The organism is Streptomyces kebangsaanensis (genome assembly GCF_001906585.1).
GTDB lineage: Bacteria > Actinomycetota > Actinomycetes > Streptomycetales > Streptomycetaceae > Streptomyces > Streptomyces kebangsaanensis.
The window spans coordinates 78,210-95,420 of sequence record NZ_JUJA01000077.1 but is presented as its reverse complement, the minus strand read 5'-3'; the positions used below and the strand labels follow the sequence as shown (position 1 = coordinate 95,420).

At 71.5% G+C, this 17,211-nt stretch carries 12 protein-coding genes and 1 pseudogene; 6 read left to right on the top strand and 7 right to left on the bottom strand.

The genetic code is table 11. The features are described from left to right. The 3 genes from RH94_RS43090 to mshC all read left to right on the top strand — a co-directional run. Positions 1-368: DUF3090 family protein (locus RH94_RS43090; protein WP_234425697.1), on the top strand; the 368-nt coding region annotated here is incomplete at its 5' end. After that, complete coding sequence (locus tag RH94_RS11515; protein ID WP_199880924.1) at positions 332-1,171, top strand: SCO1664 family protein; 840 nt, start codon at positions 332-334, stop codon at positions 1,169-1,171. The genes RH94_RS43090 and RH94_RS11515, both read left to right, overlap by 37 nt. 130 nt (positions 1,172-1,301) lie before the next feature. Further along, positions 1,302-2,531 carry a cysteine--1-D-myo-inosityl 2-amino-2-deoxy-alpha-D-glucopyranoside ligase gene (gene mshC / locus RH94_RS11510; RefSeq protein ID WP_073947506.1) on the top strand — a complete coding sequence of 410 codons (1,230 nt, stop codon included), beginning with the start codon at positions 1,302-1,304 and terminating at the stop codon, positions 2,529-2,531. Between the two features lie 60 nt (positions 2,532-2,591). On the opposite strand, the gene RH94_RS11505 is transcribed toward mshC, so the two are convergent. From RH94_RS11505 to RH94_RS11480, 5 genes are all read right to left on the bottom strand, one after another. Next, positions 2,592-3,590: a PAC2 family protein gene (locus RH94_RS11505; protein WP_073947505.1), complete on the bottom strand. Its 999-nt coding sequence runs from the start codon at positions 3,588-3,590 to the stop codon at positions 2,592-2,594. A 640-nt stretch (positions 3,591-4,230) separates the two neighbouring features. Next, positions 4,231-5,847: a glycerol-3-phosphate dehydrogenase/oxidase gene (locus RH94_RS11495; protein WP_073947503.1), complete on the bottom strand. Its 1,617-nt coding sequence runs from the start codon at positions 5,845-5,847 to the stop codon at positions 4,231-4,233. Between the two features lie 8 nt (positions 5,848-5,855). Then, positions 5,856-7,394 (bottom strand): glycerol kinase GlpK, encoded by a 1,539-nt coding sequence (glpK, locus tag RH94_RS11490; RefSeq protein ID WP_073947502.1) that lies wholly within the window; start codon positions 7,392-7,394, stop codon positions 5,856-5,858. 91 nt (positions 7,395-7,485) lie between these two features. Next, positions 7,486-8,280, bottom strand: coding sequence for an MIP/aquaporin family protein (locus tag RH94_RS11485; protein ID WP_073947501.1), 795 nt, complete (start codon positions 8,278-8,280; stop codon positions 7,486-7,488). Positions 8,281-8,598: 318 nt separating this feature from the next. After that, complete coding sequence (locus tag RH94_RS11480; protein ID WP_073947500.1) at positions 8,599-9,363, bottom strand: IclR family transcriptional regulator; 765 nt, start codon at positions 9,361-9,363, stop codon at positions 8,599-8,601. A 318-nt stretch (positions 9,364-9,681) separates the two neighbouring features. Here RH94_RS11480 and metH point away from each other — a divergent pair, with 318 nt between their 5' ends. From metH to RH94_RS11465, 3 genes are all read left to right on the top strand, one after another. Next, on the top strand, positions 9,682-13,194 hold the full coding sequence (gene metH, locus RH94_RS11475) for a methionine synthase (RefSeq protein ID WP_073947499.1): 3,513 nt from the start codon (positions 9,682-9,684) through the stop codon (positions 13,192-13,194). Between the two features lie 143 nt (positions 13,195-13,337). Next, entirely contained in the window at positions 13,338-14,078 is a 741-nt protein-coding gene (locus RH94_RS11470) for an HAD family hydrolase (protein WP_073947498.1), read from the top strand. 419 nt (positions 14,079-14,497) lie between these two features. Beyond that, complete coding sequence (locus tag RH94_RS11465) at positions 14,498-16,102, top strand: ABC transporter substrate-binding protein (RefSeq protein ID WP_073947497.1); 1,605 nt, start codon at positions 14,498-14,500, stop codon at positions 16,100-16,102. 197 nt (positions 16,103-16,299) lie between these two features. Here the strand turns inward: RH94_RS11465 and RH94_RS11460 are convergent, their stop codons facing one another. Then, positions 16,300-16,971 (bottom strand): response regulator, encoded by a 672-nt coding sequence (locus RH94_RS11460; RefSeq protein ID WP_073947496.1) that lies wholly within the window; start codon positions 16,969-16,971, stop codon positions 16,300-16,302. 14 nt (positions 16,972-16,985) lie between these two features. Beyond that, positions 16,986-17,211, bottom strand: a pseudogene (locus RH94_RS43085) (recombinase RecB); the annotation flags it as partial.

Genomic DNA, 17,211 nt, shown 5'->3' with positions numbered 1-17,211 from the left:
CGCCCACCGAGATCGCCGACACCGGACCGCTGGACACCCCCATCGAGGAGGAGTTCCGGGTCGGCACCATGGCACTCGCCTGGGACGGCGAGGAGCAGCGCATGATCGTCGAGGCACAGGCGCTCGTCGAGATCGACGTGGAGTCCGAGGAGGACCTCGCCGAGGCCGAGGAGCGGCTGCTGCAGGACGAGGAGAACGGTCCTCCGATGCTCCGGGTCCGGCTCACCGGCGCGCAGGCGAGGGCCTTCGCCAAGCGCGCCCTGGACGTCGTCAACGCCGGGCGGCCGCCGTGCCCGCTGTGCAGCCTCCCGCTCGACCCGGAAGGACACGTATGTCCGCGCCAGAACGGATACCGCCGCGGAATGTGACGCCCGGCGCGGCGTCCGCCGAGTTGCTCGCCCAGGGCGAGCTGACCGTGCGCGGCCGGATCCGGGAGGCCTCCAACGCGGCGCTGTTCTGCACGGTCGCGTACGACGGCCAGGAGGCGGCCTGCGTCTACAAGCCGGTAGCCGGGGAACGTCCGCTGTGGGACTTCCCCGACGGCACGCTCGCCGCGCGTGAGGTGGCCGCGTACGAGGTCTCCGAGGCGACCGGCTGGGGCCTGGTGCCGCCCACCGTGCTGCGCGACGGCCCGTACGGCGAGGGCATGGTGCAGCTGTGGGTCGAGGTGACCGCCGACGACACCGGCGCGGAGCTGCTCGCGCTGCTGGACGCCGAGGAGCCCGGCCCGGGCTGGAAGGCGATCGGGTTCGCCGAGGTCGGCCGGGGCCGCACCGCGCTGCTGGTGCACGCCGACGACGAGCGGCTGCGCCGGCTGGCCGTCCTGGACGCCGTGATCAACAACGCCGACCGCAAGGGCGGCCACCTGCTGCCGACCCCCGACGGGCACCTCTACGGCATCGACCACGGCGTCACCTTCCACGTCGAGAACAAGCTGCGCACCCTGCTGTGGGGCTGGGCGGGCGAACCGCTCCCGCCGGACGTCCTGGGCGTCCTGGAGTCCCTCCAGGACGCCCTCACCGACGGAGCGCCCCTCGCCACCCGCCTCTCCGGCCTGATCACCGCGTCCGAACTCCACGCCACGCGCGCGCGTGTGAACGCCCTCCTCACCTCCGCCACCCACCCGGAACCCACGGGGGACTGGCCGGCGATCCCCTGGCCACCGGTGTAGCCCCGCGGACCGCCACCGCTCACCGCCGGCCGGCGTCAGCACACCCCGCGCGGTCACGCAAGAGCGCCTTCCCGGTCATCCGGCCCGGTCCGGTTCGTATACGGGACCGCGGTCCGGTTACGCTCATGACATGCATGCCTGGCCCGCTTCCGAGGTCCCCGCCCTGCCCGGTCAGGGCCGCGACCTGAGGATCCACGACACCGCGACCGGAGGTCCGGTCACCCTCCAGCCCGGTCCCGTCGCCCGTATCTACGTCTGCGGCATCACGCCGTACGACGCGACCCACATGGGTCACGCGGCGACCTACAACGCGTTCGACCTCGTACAGCGCGTGTGGCTCGACACCAAGCGGCAGGTCCACTACGTCCAGAACGTGACCGACGTCGACGATCCGCTGCTGGAGCGGGCGCAGCGCGACGACGTCGACTGGGTGGAGCTGGCCGAACGGGAGACGGTCCTGTTCCGCGAGGACATGACCGCCCTGCGGATGCTGCCCCCCAGGCACTACATCGGCGCCGTGGAGGCGATACCCGGCATCGTCCCGCTGGTCGAACGGCTGCGGGACCTGGGCGCGGCGTACGAACTCGACGGGGACGTGTACTTCTCCGTCGGGTCCGACCCCCACTTCGGCGAGGTCTCCCACCTGGACGCCGAGGCGATGCGCCTGCTGTCCGCCGAGCGCGGCGGCGACCCCGACCGCCCCGGCAAGAAGAACCCGCTCGACCCGGTCCTGTGGCTGGCCGCCCGGGACGGAGAGCCCAGCTGGGACGGCGGCTCCCTCGGCCGGGGCCGGCCCGGCTGGCACATCGAGTGCGTGGCGATCGCCCTGGACCACCTCGGCATGGGCTTCGACGTCCAGGGCGGCGGCTCCGACCTCGCCTTCCCGCACCACGAGATGGGCGCCTCGCACGCCCAGGTGCTCACCGGCGAGTTCCCGATGGCCAAGGCCTACGTGCACGCCGGCATGGTCGCCCTCGACGGCGAGAAGATGTCCAAGTCCAAGGGCAACCTGGTCTTCGTCTCGCGGCTGCGGCGCGACGGCGTGGACCCCGCCGCCATCCGGCTCGCGCTCCTGGCCCATCACTACCGCTCCGACTGGGAGTGGACCGACCAGGTCCTCCAGGACGCCGTGGCGCGTCTCGGCCGCTGGCGCTCGGCCGTCTCCCGGCCCGACGGCCCGCCCGCCGACGCGCTGGTCGAGGAGATCCGCGACGCCCTCGCCGACGACCTGGACGCCCCCGCCGCCCTGGCCGCGGTCGACCGCTGGGCGGCCCTCCAGCAGGAGCGGGGCGGCGAGGACACCGGCGCCCCCGGCCTCGTCTCGCGCGCCGTGGACGCCCTGCTGGGCGTGGCTCTCTGAGACGGACGCCCGGCACGGCATCAGGGGCGGTGCGCGTCACGCGCACCGCCCCTGAACCGTTCACTCCTCCGACGAGTCCTCGCCGTCCGTCTCGTCCGTCCCGCCGGCCTCCGGCTTCGGCGGCTTCGACGACCGCGTACGGCCCCCCGGCCCCTCCCGCCGGTACGAGCCGCCCTCGCCACCGTCCGCCGTGGCGTGCCCGCCCGACGACGGCCCGCCGCCGTCCCGGCGCCGCAGGTACCGCTCGAACTCGCGGGCGATCGCCTCGCCCGACGCCTCCGGCAGCTCCGCGGTGTCCCGGGCCTCCTCCAGCGTCTGCACGTACTCCGCGACCTCGCTGTCCTCGGCGGCCAGCTGGTCCACCCCCACCTGCCAGGCCCGTGCGTCCTCCGGCAGCTCGCCCAGCGGAACGCGCAGGTCGAGCAGGTCCTCCAGCCGGTTGAGCAGGGCCAGCGTGGCCTTGGGGTTCGGCGGCTGCGAGACGTAGTGAGGCACCGCCGCCCACAGCGAGACCGCCGGGACACCGGCGTGCGTACAGGCCTCCTGCAGCACGCCCACGATGCCCGTCGGCCCCTCGTACTTGCTCTCCTCCAGGTCCATCCGGCGGGCCAGGTCCGCGTCCGACGTGGTCCCGCTGATCGGCACCGGACGCGTGTGCGGGGTGTCGCCGAGCAGCGCGCCCAGGATGACCACCAGCTCCACGCCCAGTTCGTGCGCGAAGCCGAGCAGCTCGTTGCAGAACGAGCGCCAGCGCATGGACGGTTCGATGCCGCGGACCAGTACCAGGTCGCGTGGCTTCTCCCCGCCGATCCGGACCACCGACAGTCTCGTCGTCGGCCAGGTGATCTTGCGCACGCCGCCGTCCACGAACACCGTGGGGCGGTTCACCTGGAAGTCGTAGTAGTCCTCGGCGTCCAGCGCCGCGAACACCTCGCCCTTCCACTCCCTGTCCAGATGCGCGACCGCGGTGGAGGCGGCGTCGCCGGCATCGTTCCAGCCCTCGAACGCGGCCACCATGACCGGGTCGATCAGCTCGGGAACCCCCTCGAGCTCGATCACCCAGCGCCTCCTTCCGACGTGCCCTCGCCTGACCCACCAACCTTACGGCGTGCGGCGGGGGCGCTCGCAGCCCCCTTGCACGGGGGAGTGAACGGATGACTGCCCCGTTCCCCGTGATCGAACACCCGGAGATCAACGCCGGGCCGGAGAGCGGAACGCGGCCACCGCTCGACGCCCGCGATGCGCACCGTCGCCCAGGACCGCGCCGCCCCCGCGTCCCGGTCGCGCGGCGCCCCGGGAACCGCGCGGTGCTCGCCCAGGGCGCGGCGCACCGCCGGGAACTCCGGCACCGTGTCGTCGCGGTGGAAGCCGACGGCGGAACCCGCTGCCTCCGGCAGCAGTCGCGGGTCCGGGCCGGTGACGTACGTGCCGCCGCCCCGCCGCACGTCCAGGATCCGGATCAGGCGTCGGATCGGACACCGGATGTCCGAGCACACCATGGAGGCAGAAGAGCGGCCGGCCCCCGTGCGGTGGGAGCCGGCCGCCCGGCACCGCCCGGCGGTCACGGCAACTCCTTTGCTCGCGGTGCCGGACCGGGCCGGTTCCGCCCCGGCCGGTGTCGATCGTGCAAGACCTGCCGGTCCGCCGGGCCCGCAGGCGACGTGAGCCGGGGACCCCCTGCCTTCGGCCGGGAGAGGGGTCAATTCTCCCCGAGCAGGTCCCGCACCTTCGCCCGGACCTCGTCCGTGGCCAGACCGCGGACGGTCAGTGTCGTACGCCGGCGCAGCACGTCCTCCGGCGTCTCGGCCCACTCGTGGTCGCGGGCCCAGACGACCTGGGCCCAGATCTCCGGGGCGTCCGGGTGGATCCGCTCGCCCAGCCCCGGGTTCTCGTTCGCCAGCCGGGCGATGTCGAAGGCCAGCGAGCCGTAGTGCGTGGCCAGGTGCCGGGCGGTGTCGGCGGCCATGCGCGGGCCGGGCGCCGGGCGGTCCACCAGCAGCCGGTGGGCGACCGCGCGCGGGTTGGCGATGCCCGGCAGCGGCAGCTTCCTCGGCAGTGCGGAGACCGGCTCGAAGTCCTCGCCCAGCGGGGCGCCCGGCAGCGTCTGGAGCTTCCCCATCACCGTACGGCCGATGTGCCGGAAGGTGGTCCACTTGCCGCCCGCCACGGACAGCATGCCGCCCCTGCCCTCGGTCACCACCGTCTCGCGCCTGGCCTTGGCGGTGTCGCCGGGCCCGCCCGGCAGCACCCGCAGACCGGCGAAGGCGTACGTGATCAGCTCGCGGTCGAGCTGCCGGCCGCGGACGGAGAACGCGGCCTCGTCGAGTATCTGCGCGATGTCCTTGTCGTTCACCGCGACGTCGGCCGGGTCGCCCTCGTACTCCTCGTCGGTCGTGCCGAGCAGCAGCATGTCCTCCCAGGGGAGGGCGAAGGTGATGCGGTACTTGTCGATCGGGGTGGCCAGCGCCGCCCTCCACGGCGAGGTGCGCTTGAGCACCAGGTGCGCGCCCTTGGACAGGCGGATGGACGGCGCCGCGGCCGGATCCTCCATCCTGCGCAGGTGGTCCACCCACGGCCCGGTCGCGTTCAGCACCAGCCGGGCGTCCACGCCGAACTCGTCGCCGGACAGCCGGTCCCTCAGCTCGGCGCCGGTGACCCGGCCCCGGGTGAAGCGCAGCCCGGTCACCTCGGCGTGGTTGAGGACGACCGCGCCCGACTCGACGGCCGCGCGGACCGTCATCAGCGCCATGCGCGCGTCGTTCATCTGGTCGTCGCCGTAGACGGCCACGGCCCTGAGGTTCTCGGTGCGCAGCTCGGGCACGTCCTGCGCGGCCCTCGCCGGGCTGAGCAGGTGGCCCACGCCGTCACCGAAGGCGGACAGCGCGGAGTAGGCGAACACGCCGGCCCCGAGCTTCGCCGCGCCGTGCGGCCCGCCCTTGTACACGGGGAGGTAGAAGGTGAGCGGGTTCGCCAGGTGGGGGGCCACCTGGCGGGAGACCGCACGGCGCTCGAAGTGGTTCTCCGCCACCAGCCTCACCGCGCCGGTCTGCAGATAGCGCAGGCCGCCGTGGAGCAGCTTGGAGGAGGCGGAGGAGGTGGCGCCGGCGAAGTCGCCGGCGTCGACCAGGGCCACCCTGAGGCCGGACTGCGCGGCGTGCCAGGCGGTGGAGATGCCCAGGATGCCGCCGCCGATCACGAGGAGGTCGTACGTCGCCTTCGCAAGCCGCTCCCGGGTCTCGGCACGGCCCGGGTTCGGGCAGGAGGCCGGGCGCGTTCCCAGGACAGGCACGGACTGCAGGGTGGACTGACGGGTCATTGCGGTTCTTACTCCTCGTCCTCGAGCCAGCCCATGGTCCGCTCGACGGCCTTGAGCCAGTTCTTGTACTCACGGTCGCGGATGTCCGCGTCCATGCGGGGGGTCCACTCGGCGGCCCGGCGCCAGTTGGCGCGCAGGTCGTCGGTGCTGTTCCAGAAGCCGACGGCGAGACCGGCGGCGTAGGCGGCGCCGAGGCAGGTGGTCTCGGCGACCATCGGGCGCACCACGGGGGCGTCCAGGAAGTCCGAGAGCATCTGCATCAGCAGGTTGTTGGAGGTCATGCCGCCGTCGACCTTGAGGGCGGTGAGCTCCACCCCGGAGTCCTTGGTCATGGCGTCCGCGATCTCCCGCGTCTGCCAGGCGGTGGCCTCCAGGACGGCGCGCGCGAGGTGTGCCTTGGTGACGTACCGGGTCAGGCCGGCGATCACACCGCGGGCGTCGGAGCGCCAGTACGGGGCGAACAGGCCGGAGAAGGCCGGCACGAAATAGGCGCCGCCGTTGTCCTCGACCGAGAGCGCCAGCGTCTCGATCTCGGCGGCGGTGGAGATCAGGCCCATCTGGTCGCGCATCCACTGCACCAGGGAACCGGTGACGGCGATCGAGCCCTCCAGGGCGTAGACCGGTTTGTCCTCGCCGATCCGGTAGCCGACGGTGGTCAGCAGCCCGCTGTAGGAGTTGATGATCTTGTCACCGGTGTTCATCACCATGAAGGTGCCGGTGCCGTACGTCGACTTGGTCTCGCCCTCGGAGAAGCAGGTCTGGCCGAACAGGGCCGCCTGCTGGTCGCCGAGCGCGGAGGCGACCGGGATGCCGCCGAGCAGGTCGCCCAGCCTGCCGCCCCTGATCTCGCCGTAGACCTCGGCGGAGGAGCGGATCTCGGGCAGGATCTGCCGCGGGACGCCGATCGACTCGCAGATCCTCTCGTCCCACTCCATGGTGTGCAGGTTCATCAGGAGGGTGCGGGAGGCGTTGGTGACGTCGGTGACGTGCCTGCCGCCGTCCGTGCCGCCCGTCAGGTTCCAGATGACCCAGGTGTCCATGGTGCCGAAGAGCAGGTCGCCCGCCGCGGCGCGCTCGCGCAGGCCCTCGACGTTGTCGAGCAGCCAGCGGGCCTTGGGACCGGCGAAGTAGGAGGCGAGGGGAAGGCCGGTCTCGCGGCGGAAGCGGTCCTGGCCGACGTTGCGGCCGAGCTCCTTGCACAGGGCGTCGGTGCGGGTGTCCTGCCAGACGATGGCGTTGTGGACGGGCTCCCCGGTGTTCCTGTCCCACAGCACGGTGGTCTCGCGCTGGTTGGTGATGCCGATGGCCTTGATGTCGTCGCGGGTGATGCCGGCCTTCTCGACGGCTCCGGCGACGACCTCCTGGACGTTGGTCCAGATCTCGGTGGCGTCGTGTTCGACCCAGCCCGGCTTGGGGAAGATCTGCTCGTGCTCCTTCTGGTCGACGGAGACGATCCGGCCGTCCCGGTCGAAGACGATGCAGCGGGAGGAGGTGGTGCCCTGGTCGATGGCAGCGATGAAGGGGCCGGCGGTGTGGGCGTCGGTCACTGTGTGCTCCTGGGGTCCGTGGTCGATGGGGCGGTGGTCCCGCGCGTGCGGCGCGGGGCGCGGGGTGCGAAGGAGAGGAGTGCCGGACTCATCAGGCGAAGGCCACGTTGTAGAGGCCCGCGGCGATGGCGCCGCCGACGAGCGGGCCGACCACGGGGACCCAGGCGTAGCTCCAGTCGGAGCCGCCCTTGTTGGGCAGGGGCAGCAGGGCGTGGACGATACGGGGGCCGAGGTCACGGGCGGGGTTGATCGCGTAGCCCGTGGGGCCGCCGAGGGACAGGCCGATGGAGACGACGACGAGTGCGGTGACCAGGCCGCCGAGGACACCGAGGCCGTTGCCCTCGTCGTTCAGGCCCTGGGTGAGGACCGCGAGGATCAGCACGATCGTGCCGACGATCTCGGTGGCGAGGTTCTGCACCGCGTTCCGGATCTCGGGGCCGGTGGAGAAGACGCCGAGGACCGGGCCGGCGCCCTTCTCCTGCGCCTCGACCGCCTTGACGGCGGTGGCCTGGGCGCCCGGACCGCCGACGACCTCCCGGTCGGTGAGGTGGGCCCGGAACTGGCCGTAGTAGGCGACCCAGACCAGAGCCGCGCCGATCATGGCGCCGAGCAGCTGGCCGGCGACATAGGTCGGAACGTCCGCCCAGTCGCCGTTCTTGATGGCGAGGGCGACCGTCACGGCCGGGTTGAGGTGGGCACCGGAGACCGGGCCCGAGATGTACACCGCCGTCATCACGGCGAAGCCCCACCCGAAGGCGATGGCGAGCCAGCCGGCGTTACGGGCCTTGGAGGCCTTCAGGGTCACGGCGGCGCAGACCCCGCCGCCGAGCAGGATGAGTACGGCGGTACCGATGGTCTCGCCGATGAAGATGTCGGAGCTGGACACCCGCGACTCCTTTGTCCATCGTCCGGGGCAACCGGACCCCGGGTCCCACCGGGGGTCCGGCGCCCTCGGGGGTGAGAGCGACGCCGGCCCTGGCGTTGTCACACCCTAGCGCGTATTGCCGCAAGGTGTTCGACAATGCCGACCGGTGGACGGGAGTCTCACCTTGCTGTCAGGTGGGCGTCAAGGGTTCTGCTGCCGAAACCGCGATCGTTACTGATCGCCGGCCGACCGGCCCCGCCGCGGGCGCGGGCACGCGGAAGGCCGGTACGTCGGTGACGTACCGGCCTGTGGTGTGCGGCCCGGCGGGGGGTACGGCGCTCAGAACCGCCCGGCGCCCAGGTCCCGCGAGACCGCGCGGGCGCAGTCCCGCACCGCCGCGATGAGCTCGTGGCGCAGCTCGCCCCCCGGGCACACCCGCTCCACGGCGCCGGTGATGCCGACCGCGCCGACCGGCATCCGCCGCCGGTCGTGGATGGGCGCGGCGATGGAGGCGACGCCCTCCCAGGTCTCCTCCGCGTCGGCGGCGTAGCCACGCGCGCGCGTGACGTCGAGGACGCGCTCGAAGCCGTCCAGGTCGCACACGGTACGTTCCGTGAACGCCTTGCGGTCGGTCTCGACCGCCTCGCTGTGCGCGACGGGGTCGTACGCCGAGAGCACCTTGCCCAGGGCCGTGGAGTGCAGCGGCTGCATCGCGCCGATCTCCAGCACCTGCCGGCTGTCGTCCGGGCGGAAGACGTGGTGCACGATCAGCACGCCGTGGTGGTGCAGCACGCCCAGGTAGACGCTCTCCCCGCTGGAGCGGGCCAGGTCGTCCGTCCAGACCAGGGCGCGCGCCCGCAGTTCGTGCACGTCGAGATAGGTGGTGCCCAGGCGCAGCAGCTCCGCGCCCAGCTGGTAGCGCCCGGAGGCCTCGTCCTGTTCGACGAAGCCCTCGTGCTGGAGGGTGCGCAGTATGCCGTGGGCGGTGCCCTTGGCCAGGCCCAGTGAGGCGGCGATGTCCGACAGGCCCAGCCGCCGCTCGCCGCCCGCCAGCAACCGCAGCATCGCGGCCGCCCTTTCGAGCGACTGGATGTTCCGTGTCATCGCCGTCCTGCCTCCGTCCCCTTCGACCGTCGGCGGACGACCCTCGTGCCGCCCGTTCGGCAATGCCGAACACTACCGGTCCATGCCGACTCACCGCCAATGGTCGGCCGGCACCTGTTGCGTGCCCCGACCCCGGGATGACCCGACGGCCATCCTCGTCCGCTTGGTGGACGCCCCGCTCGCCGGGGACCGGTCCCGGCTACCCTGGCGGCGTGCGTCCCCTCGGGGAGCTGTGCGCCCGGTTCCCCGGAACCGCGCACTCCGCCTCCAGGGGAAGACGCAAAGCCGACAGCCGTCGCAACCCGAGGGAGCCCCTTCATGGCCTCGTTGCCGCTGACCCCTTCCGCCGACAGCCGGACCCGTGTGTCCGCCCTCCGCGAGGCGCTCGCCACCCGTGTGGTGGTCGCCGACGGAGCGATGGGCACCATGCTCCAGGCCCAGGACCCGACACTCGAGGACTTCCAGAACCTCGAGGGCTGCAACGAGATCCTGAACGTCACGCGGCCGGACATCGTCCGGTCGGTCCACGACGCCTACTTCGCCGTGGGCGTGGACTGCGTGGAGACCAACACCTTCGGCACCAACCTCACCGCTCTGGGCGAGTACGACATCGCCGAGCGCGTCACCGAGCTGTCCGAGGCGGGCGCCCGCATCGCCCGCGAGGCGGCGGACGAGTTCACCGGCCGGGACGGCCGGCCCCGCTGGGTCCTCGGCTCGATGGGGCCCGGCACCAAGCTGCCCACCCTGGGGCACACCACGTTCACCGCCATCCGCGACGCCTACCAGCAGAACGCCGAGGGCCTGCTCGCGGGCGGTGCGGACGCCCTGCTGGTGGAGACCACGCAGGACCTGCTGCAGACCAAGGCCTCCATCATCGCCGCCCGCCGGGCCATGGCGGTCGCCGGACACGACGTGCCGCTGATCGTCTCGGTGACCGTCGAGACCACCGGCACCATGCTGCTCGGCTCGGAGATCGGTGCGGCGCTCACCGCGCTGGAGCCGCTGGGCGTCGACATGATCGGCCTGAACTGCGCGACCGGCCCGGCCGAGATGAGCGAGCACCTGCGCTACCTGTCCCGGCACGCGCGCGTCCCGCTGTCCTGCATGCCCAACGCCGGACTCCCCGTGCTCACCAAGGACGGCGCGCACTACCCGCTGACCGCGCCCGAGCTGGCGGACGCGCAGGAGCACTTCGTCCGCGACTACGGCCTGTCCCTGGTGGGCGGCTGCTGCGGTACGACGCCGGAGCACCTGAGCCGGCTGGTGGAACGGGTGCGGGACCTGACGCCGGTGGAGCGCAGCCCGCGCCCGGAGCCGGGCGCGGCCTCCCTGTACCAGACGGTGCCGTTCCGGCAGGACACCTCCTACCTGGCGATCGGCGAGCGGACGAACGCCAACGGGTCGAAGAAGTTCCGTGAGGCCATGCTCCAGGGCCGCTGGGACGACTGTGTGGAGCTGGCGCGCGAGCAGATCCGCGAGGGCGCGCACATGCTGGACCTGTGCGTGGACTACGTCGGCCGGGACGGCGCCGCGGACATGCGGGAGCTGGCCGGACGCTTCGCCACCGCCTCCACGCTGCCGATCGTGCTGGACTCCACCGAGGTCGACGTCATCCGGGCCGGGCTGGAGAAGCTGGGCGGCCGTGCGGTGATCAACTCGGTGAACTACGAGGACGGCGACGGGCCCGAGTCCCGCTTCGCGCGGGTCACCGCGCTGGCGAAGGAGCACGGGGCGGCGTTGATCGCGCTGACCATCGACGAGGAGGGCCAGGCCCGCACCGCCGAGAGGAAGGTGGAGGTCGCCGAGCGGCTGATCGCCGACCTGACCGGCAACTGGGGCATCCGCGAGGAGGACATCCTCGTCGACTGCCTGACCTTCACCATCTGCACCGGCCAGGAGGAGTCCCGAGGGGACGGCGTGGCCACCATCGAGGGCATCCGCGAGCTGAAGCGGCGGCACCCGAAGGTGCAGACCACCCTCGGCCTGTCCAACATCTCCTTCGGCCTGAACCCGGCCGCCCGGATCCTGCTGAACTCCGTCTTCCTGGACGAGTGCGTCAAGGCGGGCCTGGACTCGGCGATCGTGCACGCGAGCAAGATCCTGCCGATCGCCCGCTTCGACGAGGAGCAGGTGCGAACGGCCCTGGACCTGATCCACGACCGGCGCCGGGAGGGCTACGACCCGCTGCAGAAGCTCATGCAGCTGTTCGAGGGCGCCACGGCGAAGTCGCTGAAGGCGGGCAAGGCCGAGGAACTGGCCGCGCTGCCGCTGGAGGAGCGGCTCAAGCGCCGCATCATCGACGGCGAGCGCAACGGCCTGGAACAGGACCTGGACGAGGCACTGAAGACCCGCAGGGCCCTGGACATCGTCAACGACACCCTGCTGGACGGCATGAAGGTGGTCGGCGAGCTGTTCGGCTCCGGGCAGATGCAACTGCCGTTCGTGCTGCAGTCCGCCGAGGTGATGAAGGCGGCCGTCGCCCATCTCGAGCCGCACATGGAGAAGACCGACGAGGCCGGCAAGGGCACGATCGTGCTGGCCACCGTGCGCGGGGACGTGCACGACATCGGCAAGAACCTCGTCGACATCATCCTGTCCAACAACGGCTACAACGTGGTCAACCTGGGCATCAAGCAGCCCGTCTCGGCGATCCTGGAGGCCGCCGAGGAGCACCGGGCCGACGTGATCGGCATGTCCGGGCTGCTGGTGAAGTCCACGGTGGTCATGAAGGAGAACCTGGAGGAGCTCAACAGCCGCGGTCTGGCGGCGGCTTATCCGGTGATCCTGGGCGGCGCGGCCCTGACTCGGGCGTACGTCGAGCAGGACCTGCACGAGCTGTACGACGGCGAGGTCCGCTACGCCCGCGACGCGTTCGAGGGCCTGCGTCTGATGGACGCGCTGATCGGGGTCAAGCGGGGCGTGCCGGGAGCGAAGCTGCCGGAACTCAGGCAGCGCCGGGTGCGGGCGGCCACCGTCGAGGTCGAGGAGCGCCCGCAGGAGGGGCACGTCCGCTCGGACGTCGCCACGGACAACCCGATCCCCACCCCGCCGTTCTGGGGCACCCGGGTGGTCAAGGGCATCCAGCTCAAGGAGTACGCGTCCTGGCTGGACGAGGGCGCCCTGTTCAAGGGTCAGTGGGGGCTGAAGCAGGCCCGCACCGGTGACGGGCCGACGTACGAGGAGCTGGTCGAGACCGAGGGCCGTCCCCGGCTGCGCGGCCTGCTGGACCGTCTGCAGACGGAGAACCTGCTCGAGGCCGCGGTGGTCCACGGCTACTTCCCCTGCGTGTCCAAGGACGACGACCTGATCGTCCTGGACGAGCAGGGCAACGAGCGCACCCGCTTCACCTTCCCGCGCCAGCGCCGCGGCCGCCGGCTGTGCCTGGCCGACTTCTTCCGCCCGGAGGAGTCGGGGGAGACGGACGTGGTGGGCTTCCAGGTGGTCACCGTCGGCTCGAGGATCGGCGAGGAGACCGCCCGCCTCTTCGCGGCCGACTCCTACCGCGACTACCTGGAGCTGCACGGCCTGTCCGTGCAGCTGGCCGAGGCCCTGGCCGAGTACTGGCACGCACGCGTGCGCGCCGAACTGGGCTTCGCGGGCGAGGACCCGGACGAGATCCAGGGCATGTTCGAACTGAAGTACCGCGGCGCCCGCTTCTCCCTCGGCTACGGTGCCTGTCCCGACCTGGAGGACCGCGCCAAGATCGCCCACCTCCTGGAGCCCGAACGCATCGGCGTCCACCTGTCGGAGGAGTTCCAGCTCCACCCCGAACAGTCCACCGACGCCATCGTGATCCACCACCCGGAGGCCAAGTACTTCAACGCCCGCTGACCCTTCCCCTCCGTCCCGTCCGGCCGGGTGCGCGTCCGCACGCGACGCGTTTCGTCCGGCGGCGTCGTAGACTGGTCGGTCCACTGCAGGCCGGTTCCCCGCGAGGGGGACCGGCCTGATCGCCCCTCAAGGAGGTACGCCGGATGACCAGTACCGTCCCCGCGCTCGGCACCCTGCCCCAGACCCTCGGCTCCGCTCGGGCAGGGAAGACCCCAACGGCCGAGGGATCAGTCCTGCAGGCAGTGCTCCTCGACATGGACGGCACCCTGGTGGACACCGAGGGCTTCTGGTGGGACGTCGAAGTGGAGGTCTTCGCGGCGCTCGGACACACGCTCGACGAGTCCTGGAGACACGTCGTGGTCGGCGGCCCCATGACCCGCAGCGCCGGCTTCCTGATCGAGGCCACCGGCGCCGCCATCACCCTCGCCGAGGTCACCACGCTGCTGAACGAGGCGTTCGAGGACCGTATCGACGGCATGCTGCCGCTGATGCCGGGCGCCGCACGGCTGCTGGCCGAGCTGTCCGAGCACCGGATCCCCACCGCCCTGGTCTCGGCCTCCCACCGCCGCATCATCGACCGCGTCCTGACCTCCCTCGGCCCGCAGCACTTCGCCCTGTCCGTGGCGGGCGACGAGGTCTCCCGCACCAAGCCCCACCCCGACCCCTACCTGCTGGCCGCCGTCGGACTGGGCGTGGACCCGGCCCGGTGCGCGGTGGTCGAGGACACCGTGACCGGAGTCACCGCGGCGGAGGCCGCCGGCTGCCAGGTGGTCGCCGTGCCCTCCGTCGCCCCCATCGCCCCGGCCCCCCGGCGCACCGTCGTCCCCTCCCTGGAAGACGTGAACCTGTCATTTCTGCACGGCCTGATGACAGAAATGCGCTAACCGTTCACCCAGCGTGCCAAGCCCGCGGGAATAGCCCCGCGGCGGGCGTCCGCGGGAATTCGCACCCCGTCGGACGGCCGAATTCCGACGGCCGCAGCACCGGTCGACCGTGTGATGTTCCCCACCTTTCCCGGGGTCGACAAGGGGCTTGAGGTGTGCTGCTCACCCCCTTTCGGGGGCTGTGTGCGCGCCCTTGTGTCCCGATTGGTGGAACCCTGCACGAATCCTTCCGGTCACGGGTTTTCGGACCGTCCGCACCCGGTTCCGCTGCGTGATGGGAACTCAACTCCCGTGGCCGCGAACCTTGCTGCGAGGGCCGACTAATCTCGTCGCGAGAACATCATCCCTACCCCCGTGATCCGCCGCGACAACCCTGTATGCCGGATACACGGACATGACAGCTCTGGAGAAACTCGAGCATGAACCGCAAGACTTTGGTGCTGCCGGCCGTAGCCGGTCTGCTCGCGCCGGTACTGGCCGCGTGCGGCGGCTCCGGTGGCGGCGGCAAGAGCGGCGACGCCATCGTCGTCGGCACCACGGACCGGTTCACCGCCTCGAAGGACGACCCAGCGCCCGTCGACCCGGCGTCCGCCTACGACGTCGGAACCTGGAACATCCTGCGTCAGACCGTGCAGACCCTGATGATCCAGCCCAAGGGCGACGGCGACCCCGTCCCCGAGGCCGCCGAGAAGTGCGGCTTCAGCGACAGTGGCAACGAGCGCTACGCCTGCACCCTGCGCGAGGGCCTGCAGTTCGCCGACGGCGACCCCATCACCGCGGCCGACGTGAAGTTCTCCGTCGACCGCGCCCGCGCCATCGACGCCGAAAGCGGCGTGGCCGGCCTGCTGTCCACCATCGACACCGTGGAGACCCAGGGCGACCGCGAGGTCATCTTCCACCTCAACACCTCCGACGCCACCTTCCCGTACAAGCTGTCGACGCCCGTCGCGGGCATCGTCAGCTCCAAGAAGTACGAGAAGAACAAGCTGCGCGACGGCTTCGACGTGGACGGCTCCGGCCCGTACGTCATGAAGCCCAACGTCAAGAACGACGAGATGGTCAACGCCGTCTTCACCAAGAACCCCAACTACAAGGGGACGTTGAAGCTCAACAACGACAAGGTGGAGCTGCGTTCCTTCCCGGACGCCGACGTCATGGGCGACGCGCTGGACAAGGGTGACATCGACGTCATGACCCGCAGCATGACGCCCGAGCAGATCCGCAGGCTCACCGCCGACTCCAAGGACAACATCGACATCATCGAGACGCCCGGCCTGGAGATCCGCTACCTGGGCTTCAACACCGACGCCGAGACGGTGAAGGACAGGGCCGTGCGCGCGGCCATGGCCCAGGTCGTCAACCGCAGCGAACTCGTCGCCGAGGTCTACGGCACCCAGGCCGAGCCGCTGTACTCGATCGTCCCGGCCACCATCACCGGCCACTCCAACGCCTTCTTCAACAAGTACGGCGACCCGAACGTGGACAAGGCCCGCACCCTGCTGGCCAAGGCCGACGTCACCACCCCGGTGAAGCTGACGCTGAACTACACGACCGACCACTACGGCGCGGCCACCAAGAGGGAGTTCGAGGTCCTTCGCCAGCAGCTCAACGACAGCGGCCTGTTCGACGTCGACATCAAGGGCACCCCCTGGTCCACCTTCCGTCCGGCCGAGCTGAAGCGCCGGTACGACGTCTACGGCATGGGCTGGTTCCCGGACTTCCCGGACGCCGACAACTACCTGGCTCCGTTCCTCGACAAGGGCAACATCCTCAACACCCCGTACGCCAACAGCGAGATCCGCAACACCCTGATCCCGCAGTCCCGCCGACAGGCCGACCGGCTCTCCGCGTCCACCAGCCTGGACACCATTCAGGAGATCGTCGCCAACGACGTTCCGCTGCTGCCGCTGTGGCAGGGCAAGCAGTACGTGGCCGCCCGCGACACCATCACGGGCACCGCGTACGCCATCAACTCCTCCGCGACCCTCCAGCTGTGGGAGCTCGGCCGCGGTGTCAGCGGCTGAGGTCCCTCCCCGGGCCCTGCCCCACAGGGCCCGGCCGGGCACCTCGCCCGGCCGCGGCGCCGACAACGGCGCCACCGCGTTCCGCCTTCGGGAGCCCAGGAAGAGCTGAACCGCCGCCGGACCGCCCCGCACACACCAAAAGCGCCCCCTCACCGGCCTTCCGGGAGGGGGCGCCCTCGGTTGTGCGCGGGGGCGGCCTACTGGGCGCCGGGACGCACCAGACCGCTCTCGTACGCGTACACCGCGGCCTGCACACGGTCGCGCAGGCCCAGCTTGGTCAGCACATGCCCGACATGGGTCTTCACGGTCGTCTCGCTGACGAACAGATCGGCGGCGATCTCCGCGTTCGACAGCCCGCGCGCCACCAGCTTCAGCACCTCGACCTCGCGGTCGGTGAGGGTGTGCAGACTGTTCGGCACCGGCTCCTCGCCGGAGGGCAGATGCGTGGCGTACTTGTCCAGCAGCCGGCGCGTGATGCTCGGCGCCAGCATCGCCTCGCCGGCCGCGACCACCCGGATCGCCTGCACCAGCTCGCCCGCGGGCGCGTCCTTGAGGAGGAAGCCGCTCGCGCCGGCGCGCAGCGCCTCCACCACGTACTCGTCGAGGTCGAAGGTGGTCAGCACCAGCACCTTCGCCGGGCCGTCCCGGTCCGGACCGGTGATCTGCCGGGTCGCCTCCACGCCGTCCATCCGCGGCATGCGGATGTCCATCAGCACCACATCGGGCTGCAGGGCCCGCACCTGGTCCAGGGCCTGCAGACCGTCTCCGGCCTCGCCCACGACCGCGATGTCCTGCTCGGCCTCCAGAATCATCCGGAACCCGGTGCGCAGCAACGGCTGGTCGTCGACCAGTAGGACGCGGATGGCCACGTGAGTCTCCTTCGCTAGTCCGCGCCCATTCTGCCCTGCGCCGGCTCCGCGGTCCGTCCCAGGGGCAACGGGTAGGGCGGGGGAGTGCCGCCGAACTCCGGGCAGTGGGCCCGGTGGTCGCACCAGCCGCACAGCTTCGTGGGGCGCGGCCGCCAGTCACCGGTCTCGGTGGCCAGCCGGATCGCCTCCCACAGCGCCAGCAGCCTGCGCTCCACCCGCTCCAGATCGGCGGGGACCGGG